Below are 18,843 nucleotides of genomic sequence, written 5' to 3'. Positions count from 1 at the left end.
GAAGGTAGAGGGCATTGCAACTCTTGAATATAGGAAAATTTATTCTATTGCGCACATTGAAATTTGCCATATTGCTATTTGCCGTTGTCTTGTTCTCTTTCATACTCGTCAGCTTCTCGCCTGTCGATCCCATCCAATCCTATCTCGGGGCGGAGATGATGGTGGTCAGCGAAGAGCAAAAGGAACAACTTGCTGAATATTTTGGTGTCGATGAATCAAAAACACAGCAATTTCTTAATTGGTTGAATATGTTTTTGCATGGGGATTTAGGCACTTCCCTATTGTACCGGCAAGAGGTGTTGTCCATCATTCAAGAAAGGTTTCTCGCCTCCTTTATGCTGATGGCCATTTCCTGGATTATCTCCGGCATTTTTGGCTACGCATTAGGTGTGATTGCGGGGATGAACGAAGGATCTTGGATGGACCGGGCAATCAAATCTTATTGTTTCATCCTCGCTTCCACCCCGGCCTTTTGGATAGGGATATTATTGCTGATTGTCTTTTCCATGTGGCTCGGCTTGTTTCCGATTGGTTTGGGGACCCCGATTGGGATGCTATCAGATGAAGTGACCTGGCTGGATCAAATAAAGCATATGGTGCTCCCTGCTTTGACATTAAGTATCATTGGCGTTTCCAATATCACCCTTCATACAAGGCAAAAAGTGATGGACGTTTTTAACACCGAATTTATACGATTCGCACGGGCAAAGGGGGAAGAAGGTTTCCGGCTTTTTGCCAGACATGGTTTGCGAAATACGTTATTCCCTGCCATTTCTGTGCACTTTGCCTCATTTGGAGAATTGTTTGGAGGGGCCATTTTAGCTGAACAAGTATTTTCTTATCCGGGTTTGGGACAAGCCATCGTCCAAGCAGGAATGAATAGTGATGTTCCCCTGTTGCTGGGAATCGTTGTATTTAGTACGTTGTTTGTGTTTATCGGCAATTTATTGGCCGATTTGTTGTATTACCTCATCGATGTACGGATGAAAAATGGTGAAACGATATGAAAAATCATTCCATTACAATTGGACTTGGAAATACGGTCCACCGCAAACGGGTGTTGATGAAATTAACCGTAACCGCATTGTTATTTCTGATCATTGCTTTTAGCGGTTTTTTGATCGGTGATGAGCAGATCGAGGCGAATATGAGTGAAAAAAATCTCAGCCCTTCCGTCGAACACCTTTTTGGAACGGATTGGTTAGGAAGGGATATGTTTTACCGCACATTTTTGGGTCTTCATTTAAGTTTGCAAGTCGGCTTGCTGGCGGCAACGATCAGTACATTAATAGCCCTTATCTTCAGTTTGTTATCTTCTATAAACAAATTTTTCGATGCAATTGTAACAGGTCTTATCGATTTGTTTTTAAGCATCCCCCACCTTGTGGCTTTGATTTTAATTGCCTTTGTATTAGGTGGAGGAGTAAAAGGCGTTGTGGTTGGCATCGCTCTTACCCATTGGCCTTCGCTGACACGGGTGTTGCGTGCGGAACTGATGCAAATCAAATCGGCCGAATATGTACAAATATCTAAGAAATTAGGAAAATCCCGTATGTGGATCATCAGGCGGCATTTCTTACCGCAATTGATCCCCCAATTATTTGTAGGATTTATATTATTGTTTCCACATGCCATATTGCATGAATCGGCCGTCACCTTTTTAGGATTTGGCTTATCGCCTGAACAGCCGGCCATTGGCATTATTTTATCGGAATCAATGAAATATTTGACGACCGGCATGTGGTGGCTTGTGCTGTTTCCCGGATTATCATTGATTTCAATGGTTGTCATGTTTGATGTGTTGGGAAATAACCTGCGAAAATTATTGAATCCGAATTGAGGAAAGGATTTAATCAATGAACATAGTTTATGAACTGAAACATGAAACAAATGAAGAGATAGAGAAAGTGCAAACCCATTTTTTGCTGGAAATAAAAAACATGTCTTTAACGATTGAACGGTTTAATAAAGGGTTTGCCCGTGAACGTTTGTATGCCATAAGGGATTTTCATTTACAGATTCAACATGGAGAAGTGGTGGCCGTTGTTGGGGCGAGCGGGTCAGGCAAAAGTTTGTTGGCGGATGCCATTTTGGGGATTCAGCCAAAAAATTCTGTGATTGAAGGTTCGGTGAATTACGAAAATCAACCGCTGACCGAGAAAAGGAAAAAACGGCTGCGCGGCAATGACATCATGCTTATTCCGCAAATGACCAATGCTTTGGATCCGTTGATGAAAATTGGAAAGCAAGTAAAAGCATTGGTGAAACAGAAAAATAAGCAAAAAACGGTGGAAGAAATATTCCGGAAGGTGGGATTGGATCCGGAGATATATCACCAAATTCCTTCCGCATGTTCAGGCGGGATGATTCGCAGAATTTTTATCGCCATGGCATTGGCAAGTGAAGCGAAGCTGATTATTGCGGATGAACCAACCAATGGATTAGATGCGGAAGCGCTTGACGAATTGTTATTCCAATTAAAAATGTTGGCAAGGGATCATCGGGGTGTGGTCATGATTACCCACGATTTGGAAGCGGCAATGAAAATCGCAGATAAAATTGCGGTGTTCTATGCGGGGGAAACGGTTGAAATTGTGGACAGAAAATATTTGAAGAAGGGCGGGAAATTCCGTCATCCTTATTCAAGGGCGCTTTGGAATGCATTGCCGCAAAACGGGTTTATTCCTATTGAAGGTTCACAGCCTTCCCCTGCAGAAGAGCTGGCAGGCTGTTCCTTTGCAGATTGTTGTCCAATCGCGACGAGAAGATGCAGGGCGGAAAAGCCTGAATTACAAAAGATCGGAAAATACGAGATGGTAAGGTGCTTTTATGCTTAAGTGCAAAAATATCAGTTTCCAGTACAATCGTTCAACATGGCTGTTTCGAAACGTTAATTTTGCGTTGGAACGGGGCGAAATCGTCGGCATGTTCGGCAAAAGCGGTTCTGGAAAGACGACCCTTGCGAAAATCATGGCGAACTACCTTTCCCCTGCTGAAGGGGAAGTCATTATTGACGGAGAAAAGAGCGTTTTTCCAAAAGTTTATCCGGTGCAGTTGATTTGGCAGCATCCTGAACAAGCCATCAACCCAAAATGGAAGCTGTCGGAAACAATCGAGGAAGTGGAGGAGCTGGATAAAGAAATCATTGATATCCTTGGTATAAAAAGAGAGTGGTTCAATCGCAGGCCCCATGAACTCTCCGGCGGCGAGCTGCAAAGGTTTTGCATTGCCCGCGCCTTTCATCCCGATACCCGGTATATTATTGCCGATGAAATTACCAGCATGTTCGACGCCATTACACAGGCGCAAATATGGCATGCCCTCATTCGGCTTGTAAAAGAGCGGAATATCGGAGTATTGGCCATCAGCCATCACATTTCCCTGCTGGAACGAATTAGCGATCGCATCATTGATTTTAATCAATTAAAAAGCTGTCCGATGTAAATGTTTCGGACAGCTTTTACAATTTAGTATTAGTTGGAAAGAACTTTTTCCAGGTGTTTGATGGTTGGTGTCAAATTTGCAAAGAAATAGGCTTCGCGCAATCGGCGGGAAGGGTCGCAACCTTGCAAATACCCGGCGCTTCCGTTATGAAGCATGCTTGCTTGTGTGGCTTCCAATGTTGAATAGGCCGTTTCCAAGCGAATTTTTGCGATTTCTTTCCAGTGAAAAGACTCTTTTTTCAGTAATTGCTCGAGTTTCTCTTCAATTTGATGGATGGTTTCTTCAATATCACTTGCTTGTGTCGGCAAGAATTGATTGCACCCATTTTGTCTTGATTTCACTTTATGAATGGAATCAGTAGAAGCTTTCATGATACCGATGCCCAATGGGATTTGGTATAGAATGAATTTCGGACGAATCAGCTCGACAAACTCGTCGGCATTTTCCGCAAGCACATACTCATTTGGAATAAATACTTGATCGAATTGACAAGCATATGTGGCGCTGCCATTTACGCCTAAAAAACCGGCCTTTTCTTTGAGTTTTAGCCCTTTGGCATTGCATGGAACAAGAAACATCACCCGTTTACTTTCACTGACGCTCGCGATGGTGCCAAACCAATGGCTCTCCTCCAAATTTGAAACAGCCGGAAGAACGCCGGAAAGAATGTAGCCTCCGTCCGTTTCCTCAGCACATAAATGCAATTTTTCGAGCCCGGCATAATATTTCATTGGATTGGATAAGCCTGTGGCAGCCAAAAGTTCCCCATTTTCAAATAAAGGCAGTAAACGGTTTTTGATGGTCGAATTGTTTGTATTCCGTATATACGTCAATCCGGCAAGGTGACACCAAAGGCAAAATGCCGTAGTCATACAAACTTTCGCCGTTTCTTCCACCAACTTCATTTCTTTTAGAAGGTATTCTGTTTCCGTTTTGCCTTCCGACCGGAAAAATCCTTCTTTTCCGAGCTCCAGCAAATAATCCCTCGCGTAATAGGCTTCCGTATCAATTTTCTTTACAAATGGTTTCAACTTTTGTTCGATGATGCTTTCCAGCAACGGTTTTTCCACTAAGCTTTTCGTCAATGGCTTTCACCTCTACAACCCTTTCCATTGAAGGTAAAATAAATTATAATAAAACAAATAATTCAGACTAGTTTAGTAAGTTTAAGGTTATTTTATTATACCTTGTATAAAAAAACAACTGAAAATTAAAAAAAGTAGCAAAACCATTGATTGGTTTGCTACTTGGAAAGGATGGGCAAAACATTTACTCGTTAGGCAAAATTTCTGTAATGGAATCGATCGGTGTTTGAACGGCTTTACGGGCGCGTTTTACAGCTTCTTCATCCGGCGCATCGTAGAAGCATAAGCATTTTGTCATATCTTCGCATACATAAGTTCTTGAGAATTTCACTTCCGGCACTTCTTGATAATGTACAGAGTTTTTCTGTTTTCTGGCAAGGTATTGATCCATCGTAATATCTTCCGGGATATTCCATTCAACTAAGTAGTTGACAACTTCATTGCTTTTCTTTACTTCTTCCAAGTCTTTACCAACCAGGCGGACTTGTTTGACAAGTTGAACCGGGATGGAAAATTCTCTTAACACATCAGTAAAATTGGTGCGTTTTTCGCCTTCAAAGATAAAAAATGCACGAGTGAAATCTTTTGATACTTGCAATTCAATTAAAGAGGCATTGTTTACTGCCAATTTTTCCTGCAGTGACTTTGTAGTCTGATTCAATTCATCTTTTGTAGATACAATTCCTTTTAAGGAAGATTCAACTAAATATAATCCCATAAATAAACCCCTCGCTTAAATTTAATTTTTAGTTTTCCGGTAAGGTTATAATATTATACTTAGTTAAAAAAATCAACTTTGTATATAAAATTATTTTTATGTTAAACTGGGAAAACGGAGGTAGACTGAATATGGAAACAAAAACTCGATACGATATCCCTTGCAATATTGCACAATCGCTGAATATCATCGGCGACAGATGGACGCTGCTGATTATTCACGAAATTTTATCAGGACATACGTTATTCAACGAGATCAAAAAAGGTCTAAAGGGGATTTCTTCCAATCTTTTATCTGAGAGGCTGAAATATTTGGAACAACAAGGAATAGTGGAAACCGAATTATATTCGGAGCACCCACCCCGCTATTGCTATAAATTGACGGACAGCGGAAAAGATTTGGAGGATGTTTTTAATGCCTTCATTATATGGGGAAGCAAACATTTAAAAAAATGCTATAAAAAAATTGTTGATGAAGAAACAGGCGATGAGATAGAAATTGGATATTATTCAAAAAGAACCGGAGAGCGGGTAAATAAAATTGCTGTCGTTCCGGTCAGCGATCCTGCTGAAAATGAATAAGCCAAAAGCTGACAATAGGTGGATGGGGTTCACAAACCCTATCACTATTGCCAGTTTTTTTATGAAAAGGGATGTTTTCAAAAAATTCTTAAAGGTAGTTGAAAAATATTACAAAGTATAATAAAATAACTTAAAATTACAAAACTAAGTAATCTTATATACATTTATGATTTTGAAGGTGGGAGGTGGATGGGATGGTTCTGGATCGGCAACCAATGATTCAAATTCATCAAGTGAGTAAAAGCTTCAAAAAGAACAAACAAGATGTACAAGTATTAGACAATATATCTTTTACTGTTCAAAAAGGGGAAATCATCTCCATTTTGGGGGAAAGCGGCTGCGGAAAAAGCACCTTGTTGAATATCATCGGCGGATTTGAACAAGCGTCTGGCGGGGAAGTATTGTTAGATGGCATAAAAGTCAATGGGCCGAGTAGAAAATGCATTATGCTGTTCCAAAATTACGGTTTGCTCCCTTGGCGGACCGTGTTAAAAAATGTGGAGCTGGGGCTTGAAAAATCAATTAAAGATAAAAAAGAAAGAAAAGAGAAAGCGTTGCACTATATTCAATTAGTTGGGTTGCAAGGGAAAGAAAATATGTTTCCACATGAATTATCCGGCGGTATGCAACAAAGAGTGGGAATTGCAAGAGCCTTGGCCCTGCAACCGGAATTGATATTGATGGACGAACCTTTTGCTGCTTTGGATACATTTAATCGCTATTATTTGCAAAATGAATTGCTTCGTATCCAGGAGCAGGAAAAAACTACGATGATTCTTGTCACCCATGACATTGATGAAGCCATTTATTTATCCGACAGAATTTTTATTATGCATCCGAATCCCGGAAGAATCCATAAAGAAATCAAGATCCATCTGACGAAACCCCGGGACCGGAGCAACGGAGATTTTCAGTATTATCGAAACATTGTGTTTAAAGAATTCCACTTCAGCAGACCTGAAACTTTAATTGAGTTCAATATTTAATTTTTGCAAATGAAAAAATAGATTGGATGGGTAGTCATGAAACGAATTAAAAAAGGGTTATTGTTTGTTCTTGCAACGATTCTTCTATTAAGTTTATATGCTTGCAATTCTGAAGGAGAGAATTCATCTGCAACAAGCGGAAATGGAAAGAAAACGATCAAAATCGGTTATTTGCCAATAACACATGCGGTGCCATTATTTGTGGAAAAAGAACTGGAAGAATATCAAAACTTTAATTTGGAGCTCATTAAATTTGGTTCTTGGACTGAGCTTTCCGATACTTTGAATACAGGCCGCATTGATGGGGCATCCATGCTAATTACTCTTGCCATGAAAGCAAAGGAACAAGGCATTGATTTGAATGCTGTGGCATTAGGACATCGTGATGGCAACGTGGTGGTTGTCTCCAAAGATATTAATCAAGTTGCAGATTTAAAAGGAAAAAGTTTTGCCATTCCGCATAAATTCTCGACTCAAAATATATTACTTTATCAATTGTTGAAACAAAACGGTTTGAAATATGAAGATGTAAATGTTGTGGAATTGCCGCCTGCGGAAATGCCGGCCGCTCTTTCTGAAGGGAGAATATCCGGCTATGTGGTGGCAGAACCATTTGGCGCCGTATCCGTCTCCCTCGATAAAGGAAAGGTGCTTTATCAAGATAATGAAATTTGGAAAAACTCCATTGACTGTTCATTAGTATTGCGCAAAGAGTTTATTGAACAGGAAAGCGAACTCGCACAGGAATTTGTGAATTACTATATTGCGGCGGGCCATGCTGCTGAACAAAAAGATGCGCATGTGAAGGACATGTTATCCAATTATTTGAATGTGGAACAAAATGTGCTTGATTTGTCTTTAGAATGGATTTCTTACGATGATTTAAAAATCAATCAGGAAGATTATGAAGAATTGTCTAATCATCTGGTGGAAATGGGACTCTTCGATAATCCTCCGGCATATGAAGACTTTGTTAATAATTCTTTTATAGAAAAAGCGAAGTGAGAGAATGAAGAACTATAAATTTTTCATTAACGCCATTATAGGATTTGCCATTTTAATTGGGGTTTGGCAGTTTATTGTTGTAGCGGGCGATTACGAAGCCGCTTTGTTTCCACCGCCTTCTTTAGTGTGGGAAGGAATTGTATCTTTAATTACTGACGGAACATTATTGGTTCATTTGCAAGTAAGTTTATTGCGTTTCATTTCCGGTTATCTATCAGCGGTGGTTGTAGCCATTTTATTGGGACTGGTTCTTGGAAGAATTCCTTTATTATGGGGCGTGATTGACCCAATCGTTCAAGTGTTGCGTCCTGTTTCTCCGATTGCCTGGTCGCCGTTTATCGTGCTTTGGTTTGGGATTGGGAATATTCCGGCCATTGTCATCATCTTTATTGCCGCTTTTTTCCCGGTATTATTGTCCACTGTTGCAGCGGTAAGAAAGGTGGAACCTACTTATTTGAAAGTGGCCCAAAACTTTGAAATTAAGAAGTTCGAAATTTTGAGAAAAATTATTTTCCCGGCTGTTTTTCCGTATATTGCCAATGGCCTCCATATCGCGGTAGGAACGGCCTGGATCTTCTTAGTATCCGGTGAAATGGTTGGCTCCCAATCAGGCCTTGGCTATTTGATTGTCGATGCGCGAAATTCCATGAGATTGGATTTGGTGATGGCGGGTATTGTGTTTATTGGGGTGGCAGGTTTCATTTTGGACCGGGCAGTTGGCTTGTTTGAAAGCTGGATCAACCGTATTTGGGGAAGACAAAGTGCATAAAGTTTCCCCATTTCTAAGAAAAAAAGCTCAATTTCTTCGCTGCAGGCAAGAATTTGGGCATTTTTTTTTTGAAAAGAGAGGATTTTCCCTTGCTGCATCGAAAAATACATTCACAAAGTTTACGAGGGGGGAGAGAAATGCGTCTAGTTTCCATTTGTCCAAGCAATACGGAACTTGTAGGCTATTTAGGTTTGGCATCTTCTTTAGTCGGGGTGGATGATTATTCTGATTGGCCGAAAGAAATTGAACAATTGCCGCGATTAGGCGGAGATTTAAATATTGATATAGAAAAGGTGGAAGAGCTGAAACCGGATTTAGTATTAGCTTCCCTTTCCGTCCCTGGAATGGAACGGAATATTGAAGAACTGGAAAAACGGAAGATTCCGTATCAAATTGTGCCGAATCCAAAAACCCTTGCGGAAGTCGGGGAAACTTTACTATGCGTTGGTGAAATGACAAATACAGAGGATGAGGCAAAGAGGATTTATCAAAAATTTATGGATATGCTGGAGAAGTACCGGAAATTATCTCAACAAGTTGAACACAGGAAAACCGTTTATTTTGAATGGTGGGCCAAGCCGATTTTTACGCCCGGTGCGACAAATTGGTTGACGGAATTGGCTGAACTTGCTGGGGGAAAAAATATATTTGAAGATTTTCAAGAGGCCAATGTTCAAACAGAATGGGAAGAAGTAAAAAAGAGAAATCCGGATGTGTTTTGCATTGCATGGGTAGGTGTTGAAACAGAAAGAGTGAATCCAAAAGTGATAATGAAGCGCCCAGGAATTCAAGAAATGAAAAGCATTCAAAATAACGAATTTTATATATTGGAAGAGGCCTTATTTTGCCGTCCTTCTCCAAAACTGTTGCAAGGATTATGCAAGTTGGCGGCCCTTTTGCACCCGCAAATCTTTCCTCCTTATGATGGAAAGGATCCATTGCTTGGTGAAGAAGAAAAAGAAAATTCTTTATAGTATACTTTGGGGAACGGAAGGGGATTGGATATATCCTCGTTTAGAAGGAACTGTCCGAAACAGTTCCTTTTTTTATTGGTCTTGTAGGATTAGATGGGAAGATTTTGGCTACCATTGGTTTTGAAAACAAATTTTTTGGGTAAGTCGCAAATAAATAAGCTTTGGAGATTCATTCAAACAAGGAAGGTAATGAGAGCGATGAAGGGAATTAAAATGTTTGTCATATTCGTCGGGTTTGTGTTCATATTATCCGCTTGTTCGCCCAAACAACCTCCGAAAGCCGTGGAAACCTCTTCGGGCAATAATCTGGAAGTCATTGCGAGCAATCTTCAAATACCATGGTCCATTGACAAGTCAGGAAACACTTTTTATTTATCGGAGCGGGTCGGAAATGTGGTGAAAATTGAAAATGGGCGGGTGGAAAGGCAGTCCGTCAATTTGGAAAAGCCCCTTTCCACAGCATCAGAAGCCGGTTTGTTAGGATTTGTCTTAGCCCCCGATTTCCAAGAGTCCAACAAGGCATTTGCATACTACACTTATACGGATTCCAAGGGGCAAATTAATCGCATCGTCCGGTTGAGGCTGGAAAATGATTCATGGGTTGAGGAAGAAGTGTTGCTCGATCACATACCGAGCGGGCCGGTTCATCATGGCGGAAGGCTGAAAATTGGCCCGGATGGCAAGCTTTATGCGACAGCCGGAGACGCATTGCAGTCATCCATCGCACAGGATGTAAATGCCCTTGGAGGGAAAATCTTAAGGCTCAATTTGGATGGTTCCATTCCTTCAGATAATCCTGTTCCGAACTCTTATGTTTACAGTTTCGGCCACCGCAACCCCCAAGGGCTCGCTTGGGCACCGGATGGAACCCTTTATGCAAGTGAACATGGAAATAGTGCCAATGATGAAATCAACCGGATTGAGCCGGGGAAAAATTACGGCTGGCCGGTCATCGAAGGGAAAGAGGAAAAGGAAGGCATGGTTTCTCCATTGTTTACATCCGGTTCCAATAAAACATGGGCGCCTTCGGGGATGGTCTATACAGATGGGAAGTTGTATGTTGCGGCATTACGGGGGGAAGCGGTGTTGGAGTTTGATTTAAACGCAGGAACAACAAAAGAAGTGATCAGCGGTTTGGGGCGGATTCGGGATGTATTCATTGAAGGGGATAATTTATACTTTGTAACCAATAATACGGATGGCCGGGGAAAACCGGGGGAAAATGATGACAAACTTTATCGAATGGCTTTATCAGAATTAAAGCCATAATGAAAAAAGGCTGTTGAAAAAGCGCGCCGCTTTCTAAACAGCCTTCCATTTTGCCGTCCGTCTTAAGATCGTTGATTCTCCATGATTTGTTGCATGTATTGATTGGACTCTTCCAAAGTCGTCATTGTATTCATCATTGAACATGCCGCGTCCAGGATAGGGAAAGCAAGGGCTGCACCGGAACCTTCGCCTAGCCGCATGTTCATGTTTAACATCGGCTCCAATCCCAATAATTCGCTGGCGATTTTTGCCCCAGGTTCTTCTGACATGTGGGATGGAATAATGTAATCCTTCACTTTTGGTTCCAATTGATAAGCGATTAATGCGGAAACAGTGGAAATAAAGCCGTCGATCACTACCGGAATGCGGTTGGCTGCGGCACTTAGCACGACACCGGCCATTCCGCCCAATTCCAATCCGCCCACTTTCGCCAAAACATCAATTGGATCATCAGGATTTGGTTGATTGATTTCTATTGCACGACGAATTACATCAATTTTATGTTGAATGCTATCGACACCCGCCCCCATTCCGGTTACTTCACCAGGGTCATAGCCAAAAAGAGCCGCTAAAACCGCACTGCTTGCAGTGGTATTGCAAATGCCCATTTCCCCGGTTGCTAAAACGTTGACCCCTTGTTTTACTTGATCATTGGCCACTTCGATGCCCACTTCAATGGCCCGGATGGCTTCTTCCCGTGACATAGCCGGTTCTTTGGCCATATTCGCAGTACCGTATCGTACTTTTTTATTAATCACGCCAGAAGTTTCCGGCAAATCGGCATTGATGCCGACATCGACAGAAACCACTTTGGCTCCTGCCGCTCTTGCAATGGCGCACACACCGGTAAACCCTTTGGCGAAACCAATGGACTGCATCACCGTTACAATTTGAGGGTTATTGGATACATTTTCTTCATAGACACCGTGATCGGCAGCCAATGATATAACCGCTTTATTGGATACATCCAGCTCCAGTTTTTCCGTAATCCCGGCAAGTTGTACCGCGATTTGTTCCAATTTTCCTAAACTGCCTGGCGGTTTGCAAAGGGCATCCACTTTTTCCCTCGCCTGTTTCATGATTTCTTTGTTTACTGGTTGAATAGCTTGCAATGTTGATTGCAATAGTTCCATTTCAATTCCCCCATCAATTAATTTTTTCAATAATAAATAAAAGTCTGCAGTTTATTGGCATGCCAAATAAACTACAGACTTTACCATCGTACTGTATGTTTCAAGTAATCAGGCAGGTCTCCTGGCTCAGGTTCATCGCAACTATGGGCCTTCCCAGTTTCCCAGTGGCATATTCCATATTGCTCCCCCATACAGTGGTGGGTCCGCTAAAGATTCTCACTTTATTCCCTATTCTCCCATAAAGGGCACCTAATTACGTGGATATTCTTTTTCTAAATAATGTATGATGAAAATAAAGTTTCGTCAAGATATTTTAAATCTTTTGCATGAAAAGTAAATTGAACGTTGGAATCGGTAGAAGCTGATTGGTTTGACGATCATCTATACAGTTGTATACAATTTGGGTGGTCATCTGTAAACATATGTATACATAGTTGCTGATACAAAGGTGGAGAAGGAGTTAGAACATGCATGCAGCGATAAAACTTTCAAAATATTTGAAGCCCTATAAGCATTTTGCGATATTGGCGCCAATCCTCATGATATTGGAAGTGGCAATGGATTTGATCCAGCCGACCATTATGCAAAAAATAATCGACGAAGGGATCGCGACAAAGGACCCAACACATATCATGGTGATGTTTGCTGCAATGATGGTATGTGCAATTATAGGATGGTTTGGAGGGGCGGGCTGCACGTATTTCAGTTCGAAAGCGGCCGTCAACTTTGCATCCGATATTCGGGCAGATTTATATGAAACCATCACCTATTTTTCTAACAGCAATAAGGACAAATTTACGTTGGGGAAACTGATTACGAACTTGACCAATGATGTGGAAATGCTGCAAAGGGCGTTAAACATGCTGTTGAAAATATTTGTCCGGGGCCCTTTCATGTTTGTCGGGGCTGTCGTGGTCGTCTTCTTTACGGCAAGAGATTTATTTTCCGTATTATTTTTTGTTGTCCCTGTCCTGATCGTCTGTTTATATGTGTTTATTAAATTATCGATTTCATTATTCCGGAAAGTCCAGGAAACGATCGATGTTGTGAATACCCGTGTACAGGAAAATTTATCAGGCATCCGTGTCATTAAAGCCTTTAACCGCATGCGCCATCAAGTGAAGCAATTTGCAGGTGTCAACGAAGAATTGGCGAAGCGCAATATGACCGCCGATCAAGTCATTGCCGCATTGACGCCGATCACGCAGTTTGTTGTCAATATCGGGATTGTTTTGGCGCTTATGCTCGGAGTAGTAAAGGTGGAAGCGGGCGCCATTGAAATCGGGGTCATTGTGGCCTTCATCAACTATTTGATGATGATCATGAACGGACTAATGAGCTCCAGCAACGTACTCATTCAAATCGCACGGGCCATTCCGAGCGCGGAACGTGTCGTTGTCGTGTTGGAGGAGCAGCGGGATATTATAAACGCGGAAAATCCGGTGAAAAAAGAAATCCGAGGAGATGTGCGATTTGAGAATGTAAGTTTCTCTTATAACAAACAGGTGGAACCGGTGTTAAAAAATATTACCTTTGAAGCGAAAGCGGGCAGCACGGTAGGAATCATCGGCATGACCGGCAGCGGGAAATCCACATTGATCAAATTGCTTGCCCGTCTAATGGATGTGGATGAAGGAACGATTTACATCGATGACATCCCGATCCGGCAATATGACATTGAAACATTGAGAGGCTCATTGGCTTTTGCACCTCAAAAAGCAACATTGTTTTCCACAACAATTGAAGAAAACTTGAAATACGGAAAAAGTGATGCAACAGAAGAGGAAATTCAAGAGGCACTGGTCGCATCGAATGCTTATGAGTTTGTGGAAAAACTGGATAAAAAAACACAACATGAATTGACCCAAGGGGCAACCAATTTATCAGGGGGTCAAAAACAACGGTTGGCCATGAGCCGTGCATTAATCCGGAAACCGAAAATTCTGGTTTTGGATGATACAACTTCAGCAGTGGATAGTATTACGGAAAAAGTGATCCGAAAAAATATGAAGGAAGCGCTTGAAGGAAGCACGAAGTTTATCGTTTCATCTAAGATTTCTTCGATTAAACATGCCGATCTCATCCTGGTTTTGGAAGATGGACGCATTGTGGCACAAGGAATCCACGAAGAATTATTGAAAACAAGTGAACATTATAGAGAAATTGTTGCAACTCAAGTTGAAAAGGGAGGTGTGCTCTATGAATAGATTGCAGGAATCCCTTTCCGGCAGAGGCCGTGGTCCGGGCAGGGGTCATGGGCCGGCTGCAAAGGCAAAAAATCAAAAGGCCACCCTCAAACGGATTTGGAGTTATTTAAAGAAACAAAGGATAAGCATTATCAGCGTCATTTTTCTTGTTGTGATTACATCCATATTAAATATTTTAGGACCTTTTATGATTGGATACATTATCGACCATTATATTTTGCCTCTCGATATAAAAGGGACTGTCCGAATGGGACTATTGCTTGCCGCCATTTTCATTTCATCTTCCCTTTTAACTTGGTTGCAAACCTTTATCATGATTCGGGCATCATTAAAAACCATTCAAAATTTGAGGCTTGAGCTGTTTGAAAAATTGCAGTCATTGCCCATTCCGTTTTTCGACCAAAAACAGCAAGGCGATTTGATGAGCCGTATGACAAACGATATCGACAATTTGAATTTCGCCCTTTCCCAAAGCGTTATTCAAATTATATCGTCTATATTATCGCTTGTTGGAACAGCCATTGCGATGTTGTATTTAAATTGGATTCTGGCGATTGTGACTCTTCTTGTGATTCCATTAATTGTTTTCGCGACAAAGCAAATTATCAAACGGAGCAGCGTGAATTATCGGAATCGCCAACGGGATTTGGGAAATCTGAATGGATATATTGAAGAAACAATCTCCAATTCGGAAATTGTGACTCTTTTCGGGAAAGAACAACAGACGATTCAACAGTTCGGTCAAGCAAATGAAAAACTGCGCCATTCCGCGATGCGCTCAGAAATTGTATCCGGTTTGTTGGGTCCGACGAATAACTTTATCAATAACCTTGGGCAAGGATTAATCATTGGAGCAGGTGCGGTTTTGGCGGTGAACTCCCTTGTTTCGGTGGGGGTGATTGCCTCTTTCTTAACTTATGCAAGACAATTTTTCCGTCCAATCAATCAATTATCGAACTTATTGAACACCTTTCAATCGGCCATCGCCGGTGCAGAAAGGGTATTTGAAATATTGGATGAACCGGTTGAAGTGATGGATTCCCCACATGCCCTTCCCAAACGTCCATTGGAAGGAAATGTGGAATTCCGCAATGTCAGTTTTCATTATGTAAAAGATAAGCCGGTATTAAAAAATCTTTCTTTTAAAGTGAATGCCGGTGAAATCGTTGCCCTTGTCGGTCCGACGGGTTCAGGAAAAACAACGATTGTCCAGTTATTGAGCCGATTTTATGATGTGACAGGCGGGGAAATCTTGATTGATGGTGTGAATATAAAATCCTATTCCATGGAACATTTGCGGGATTCCATTGGCGTCGTGCTGCAAGATACCTACTTATTTTCCGGAACGGTGAGAGAAAATATCCGGTTCGGGAAACTGGATGCGACGGATGAAGAAGTGGAAAGGGCGGCAAAAATCGCATATGCCCATTCGTTTATTAAATATTTGCCGGAACAATATGAAACCATCATCGAATCGGGCGGCAAAAACTTGAGCCAGGGACAAAGACAACTCATTGCCATTGCCCGGGCCATTTTAAAAGACCCCGACATTTTAATTTTGGATGAAGCGACTTCCAGCATCGACACAATGACCGAAGTGCATATCCAGAAAGGATTAAATAATTTGATGAAAGGCCGTACCAGCTTTGTCATTGCCCATCGTTTAAAAACCATCGAAAGTGCCGACCGCATATTGGTCATTAAAGATGGGGAAATTGTTGAGCAAGGAAACCATGAATCCTTAATGAAATTGAATGGATTTTATGCCCAATTGCAAAAACAATCCCTTCAAGGAGAAGACCTTTAAAAATGGCTGCCCCCTATATATCTTTGGGGCGGCTTTTTTTAATGAAGGGAGAAATACTTGTTGCAACTTGTTCGGGTTCATTTGCAACCGTTTTTTTATATTAACGATGAGAAACGTGCCATCGTCGAATCTAGAAAGATTTACATTAAAAGATATCAATATTCTTTACTCATACAAGCCCTCCTTCCAGCGTATAGTAGTGCAAAAGGTTGCAAAAGGCGGTGTAGTAGATTTGAAACGATGGATTGCACTAATTGTCATTTTGCTCTGCTGTTTGTTGGTGGTGATGTATGAGACAAGCGCGTCAGATAATCGATTTTTCCTTCCGGAGCCACTTGGAGGGGTGAGAATCGTGATCGATGCAGGCCATGGAGGAATTGATGGAGGCGCATCGGCGGAAAATGTAATTGAAAAAGATGTTACACTGGCAATTGCAAAAAAAGTGGAAAGAAAATTAAAACGTTTGGGTGCGGAAGTGGTCATGACAAGAACAACGGATGGAGACGTGCTTTCGGAACATGCACCTAGCGAAGAATTTGCCACTTTACGGGAGAGGAAAAAACAAGATATCTTTTTACGGGAACAGATTGTAAAAGAAAACGATCCTGATATTTTCATCACCATCCATGCAAATGCAATCCCGGAAGAAAAATGGAGAGGCGCACAAGTGTTTTACCATAAAGAAGGTCACCCAAACAGCGAACTGCTTGCGAAAGCCATCCAATCTTCCATTAAGGAAAAGCTGCAAAATACCGATCGGGAAGCTTTAGCCATCAAACAAATTTACTTATTGAAAAAAGCGGAAGTTCCAGCTGTTCTTGTGGAAACGGGATTTTTGAGCAATCCGGAAGAAAGAGCCTTATTATCAGATGGAAAATATCAAGAAAAAATGGCGGATGCAATTGTGGACGGAATTGAAAACTATGTAAATTTGGAGATTGAATAAGCGGTGTAAATATAGCTATTAATAGTCAATCGGTGTGTTATACTTATACTATCATCGGAAGCATATATAGGGGAGTGTTTAACGTGATTAATGAACAACAAGTCCGCGAAATTGTAGGACAACTGGAAGACCCGTTTTTACATAGAACGCTGAAAGAAACAAACGGTATCGTCAATGTATCAATAAAAGAAGAAAAAAATCATGTAAGCGTTAAAGTGGCGATTGCCAAAACAAATACGCCGGAACAATTGCAATTGCAGATGAAAATCGTTGAGAAGTTAAAGGAAGCCGGCGCTTCCACAGTTGGAATTCGATTTGAAGAACTGCCAGCTGAAGTCATTGAAAGTTTCCGCGGAAAAGCGACAGAAGAAGAGACGCATGATATTTTATCGCCTTTATCCACAGTAAAAGTGATTGCCATTGCATCAGGGAAAGGCGGCGTCGGAAAATCTACCGTATCCGTCAATTTGGCGGTTGCTTTAGCACGTTTAGGAAAAAAAGTGGGCTTGGTCGATGCGGATATTTATGGATTCAGTGTTCCTGATATGATGGGAATCGAAGAAATGCCAACTGTAAAAAATGATCGGATTTATCCTGTGGAACGTAAAGGGGTTAAGGTCATTTCCATGGGATTCTTTGTGGAAAACAACGCACCGATCATTTGGCGCGGGCCAATGCTGGGAAAAGTGTTGGATCAATTCTTACGCGATGTTGAATGGGGAGATATCGACTATCTTCTATTGGATTTGCCGCCGGGAACTGGTGACGTAGCGCTGGATGTTCACCAAGCATTGCCAGCTTCAAGAGAAATCATTGTCACAACTCCACATCCAACAGCGGCATTTGTCGCAGCACGTGCTGGAGCAATGGCGGTTCAAACGAATCATGAAGTGCTTGGCGTTATTGAAAACATGTCTTGGTATGAGTCAAAATCCGGCGAGCGGGAATATGTCTTTGGCAAAGGCGGAGGACAAAAACTTGCGGAAGAATTGCGCACGGATTTATTGGGACAAATCCCGTTAGGACAACCTGATTGGAATGACGAAGATTTTGCACCTTCCATTTACGAACCAGACCATCCAACGGGCAAAATTTATATGGATATTGCTCAAAAAGTGATTGATAAATTGGAACAATAAAAGATAAGAGCGAATTGTGAAAACGCTGAGTTTTCCAATTCGCTCTTTTTAAACATCGTTTTATCAACTGTATTAGCTGCCTCCACCATCTTGTCCTTGCCCTTCTTGTCCACCACTTTCTTCTTTTCCTTTTTCTTTTTCTTTAGAACCACCGGATTCACCGCTCTTTTTAATCAACTCTTGCCATTTTGTTTGCAGTAATGGACTTTCAATTGTTTCCATTACCACTTTTTCAATCTCTTTCCTCAATTCCGCGCTTTTTAGGATAGATTCCAATTCTTTCTTCATCTCAGGCTGTCCAAAGAAAGAAATCAAGTCTTCTTGAAAGGACGCATCTTTCATCAATTGCTTCATGATTTCGGTCTGCTGTTCTTTCATGCTTTTCGCCATCGATTCCTTAAACTTCGGATCTTCAAAGGTCTTTTTCCAGAAATCGGAAGCCTGATCTGACATCAATGAGTTGTTGATAGCTGTTTCCACTTCGTCATGCTCAAGCACCACCAGTTCCCTGAAGCTGGGATCTTCTAATAATTGCCGTATCGCCTTTTTGCCCTCTTCTGTTTGAATCGCATCAACAACGATTTTTTTCACTTCTTCATAAGAAGGTTGCGCATTCGGTGATTCAGAACAACTCGCAAGCAAAATCAATATCAACAACAGGGTTAACAATCGATTGAACAGGGGATTATTCACCTTTCTCAGTCCTTTCTATATAAAGGCTCTATTTTTCATTATTGTTCACATTTCTCTTAATAAATATGTACATGTTTAGAACTTGGA

General features: G+C 41.4%; 18 protein-coding genes and 1 riboswitch. Of the genes, 14 read left to right on the top strand and 4 right to left on the bottom strand.

Annotation, left to right across the window (positions count from 1 at the left end):
- Window positions 1-14 precede the first annotated feature (14 nt).
- The 4 genes from NST13_RS11090 to NST13_RS11075 are packed head-to-tail and all read left to right on the top strand — an operon-like array spanning window position 15 to window position 3,444.
- Window positions 15-1,007: an ABC transporter permease gene (locus NST13_RS11090; protein ID WP_342580621.1), complete on the top strand. Its 993-nt coding sequence runs from the start codon at window positions 15-17 to the stop codon at window positions 1,005-1,007.
- Window positions 1,004-1,840, top strand: coding sequence for an ABC transporter permease (locus NST13_RS11085; protein WP_342580620.1), 837 nt, complete (start codon window positions 1,004-1,006; stop codon window positions 1,838-1,840). The genes NST13_RS11090 and NST13_RS11085 overlap by 4 nt, the downstream gene beginning before the upstream one ends.
- A 16-nt stretch (window positions 1,841-1,856) precedes the next feature.
- Window positions 1,857-2,837, top strand: a complete 981-nt coding sequence (locus NST13_RS11080; RefSeq protein ID WP_342580619.1) for an ABC transporter ATP-binding protein — start codon at window positions 1,857-1,859, stop codon at window positions 2,835-2,837.
- A complete protein-coding gene (locus tag NST13_RS11075; protein WP_340434935.1) occupies window positions 2,830-3,444 on the top strand; it encodes an ATP-binding cassette domain-containing protein in 615 nt (204 codons plus the stop codon). Before NST13_RS11080 ends, NST13_RS11075 begins: the two co-directional genes overlap by 8 nt.
- 29 nt (window positions 3,445-3,473) lie before the next feature.
- Here NST13_RS11075 and NST13_RS11070 read toward each other — a convergent pair whose 3' ends face one another.
- Together NST13_RS11070 and NST13_RS11065 are read right to left on the bottom strand one after the other, a co-directional pair.
- Window positions 3,474-4,529 carry an acyl-CoA dehydrogenase family protein gene (locus NST13_RS11070; RefSeq protein ID WP_342580618.1) on the bottom strand — a complete coding sequence of 352 codons (1,056 nt, stop codon included), beginning with the start codon at window positions 4,527-4,529 and terminating at the stop codon, window positions 3,474-3,476.
- Between the two features lie 184 nt (window positions 4,530-4,713).
- Window positions 4,714-5,247 (bottom strand): DUF4242 domain-containing protein, encoded by a 534-nt coding sequence (locus NST13_RS11065; RefSeq protein WP_342580617.1) that lies wholly within the window; start codon window positions 5,245-5,247, stop codon window positions 4,714-4,716.
- 131 nt (window positions 5,248-5,378) lie between these two features.
- Here NST13_RS11065 and NST13_RS11060 point away from each other — a divergent pair, with 131 nt between their 5' ends.
- The 6 genes from NST13_RS11060 to NST13_RS11035 all read left to right on the top strand — a co-directional run bounded on the left by NST13_RS11060 (window position 5,379) and on the right by NST13_RS11035 (window position 10,831).
- Complete coding sequence (locus tag NST13_RS11060; RefSeq protein ID WP_342580616.1) at window positions 5,379-5,828, top strand: helix-turn-helix domain-containing protein; 450 nt, start codon at window positions 5,379-5,381, stop codon at window positions 5,826-5,828.
- 194 nt (window positions 5,829-6,022) lie between these two features.
- Complete coding sequence (locus tag NST13_RS11055) at window positions 6,023-6,814, top strand: ABC transporter ATP-binding protein (RefSeq protein ID WP_342580615.1); 792 nt, start codon at window positions 6,023-6,025, stop codon at window positions 6,812-6,814.
- 36 nt (window positions 6,815-6,850) lie between these two features.
- Window positions 6,851-7,819, top strand: coding sequence for an ABC transporter substrate-binding protein (locus NST13_RS11050; RefSeq protein ID WP_342580614.1), 969 nt, complete (start codon window positions 6,851-6,853; stop codon window positions 7,817-7,819).
- Window positions 7,820-7,823: 4 nt separating this feature from the next.
- Window positions 7,824-8,588 carry an ABC transporter permease gene (locus NST13_RS11045; protein WP_342580613.1) on the top strand — a complete coding sequence of 255 codons (765 nt, stop codon included), beginning with the start codon at window positions 7,824-7,826 and terminating at the stop codon, window positions 8,586-8,588.
- Window positions 8,589-8,725: 137 nt separating this feature from the next.
- Window positions 8,726-9,562 (top strand): cobalamin-binding protein, encoded by an 837-nt coding sequence (locus NST13_RS11040; RefSeq protein WP_342470920.1) that lies wholly within the window; start codon window positions 8,726-8,728, stop codon window positions 9,560-9,562.
- A gap of 213 nt (window positions 9,563-9,775) precedes the next feature.
- The gene (locus NST13_RS11035; protein WP_342580612.1) at window positions 9,776-10,831 is read left to right on the top strand and encodes a sorbosone dehydrogenase family protein; all 1,056 of its coding nucleotides are present in this window, start codon (window positions 9,776-9,778) and stop codon (window positions 10,829-10,831) included.
- Window positions 10,832-10,893: 62 nt separating this feature from the next.
- Here NST13_RS11035 and cobT read toward each other — a convergent pair whose 3' ends face one another.
- The gene (cobT, locus tag NST13_RS11030; RefSeq protein WP_342470922.1) at window positions 10,894-11,964 is read right to left on the bottom strand and encodes a nicotinate-nucleotide--dimethylbenzimidazole phosphoribosyltransferase; all 1,071 of its coding nucleotides are present in this window, start codon (window positions 11,962-11,964) and stop codon (window positions 10,894-10,896) included.
- Between the two features lie 93 nt (window positions 11,965-12,057).
- A riboswitch (cobalamin riboswitch) is annotated at window positions 12,058-12,232 on the bottom strand.
- Between the two features lie 199 nt (window positions 12,233-12,431).
- Here cobT and NST13_RS11025 point away from each other — a divergent pair.
- The 4 genes from NST13_RS11025 to NST13_RS11010 all read left to right on the top strand — a co-directional run bounded on the left by NST13_RS11025 (window position 12,432) and on the right by NST13_RS11010 (window position 18,063).
- Window positions 12,432-14,171, top strand: a complete 1,740-nt coding sequence (locus NST13_RS11025; protein WP_342580611.1) for an ABC transporter ATP-binding protein — start codon at window positions 12,432-12,434, stop codon at window positions 14,169-14,171.
- Window positions 14,164-15,978 (top strand): ABC transporter ATP-binding protein, encoded by a 1,815-nt coding sequence (locus tag NST13_RS11020; protein WP_342580610.1) that lies wholly within the window; start codon window positions 14,164-14,166, stop codon window positions 15,976-15,978. The genes NST13_RS11025 and NST13_RS11020 overlap by 8 nt, the downstream gene beginning before the upstream one ends.
- 232 nt (window positions 15,979-16,210) lie before the next feature.
- Window positions 16,211-16,924 (top strand): N-acetylmuramoyl-L-alanine amidase CwlD, encoded by a 714-nt coding sequence (gene cwlD, locus NST13_RS11015; RefSeq protein ID WP_342470925.1) that lies wholly within the window; start codon window positions 16,211-16,213, stop codon window positions 16,922-16,924.
- Window positions 16,925-17,007: 83 nt separating this feature from the next.
- On the top strand, window positions 17,008-18,063 hold the full coding sequence (locus tag NST13_RS11010; protein ID WP_342470926.1) for a P-loop NTPase: 1,056 nt from the start codon (window positions 17,008-17,010) through the stop codon (window positions 18,061-18,063).
- A gap of 72 nt (window positions 18,064-18,135) precedes the next feature.
- Here NST13_RS11010 and gerD read toward each other — a convergent pair whose 3' ends face one another.
- Window positions 18,136-18,756 (bottom strand): spore germination lipoprotein GerD, encoded by a 621-nt coding sequence (gene gerD, locus NST13_RS11005; protein WP_342580609.1) that lies wholly within the window; start codon window positions 18,754-18,756, stop codon window positions 18,136-18,138.
- Window positions 18,757-18,843: the final 87 nt, after the last annotated feature.

The sequence above is a fragment of the Ureibacillus sp. FSL W7-1570 genome (assembly GCF_038593265.1).
Classification (GTDB): Bacteria; Bacillota; Bacilli; order Bacillales_A; family Planococcaceae; genus Ureibacillus; species Ureibacillus suwonensis.
Note: the sequence above shows the minus strand (reverse complement) of the source record. Positions and strands in the feature narration are given on the sequence as shown.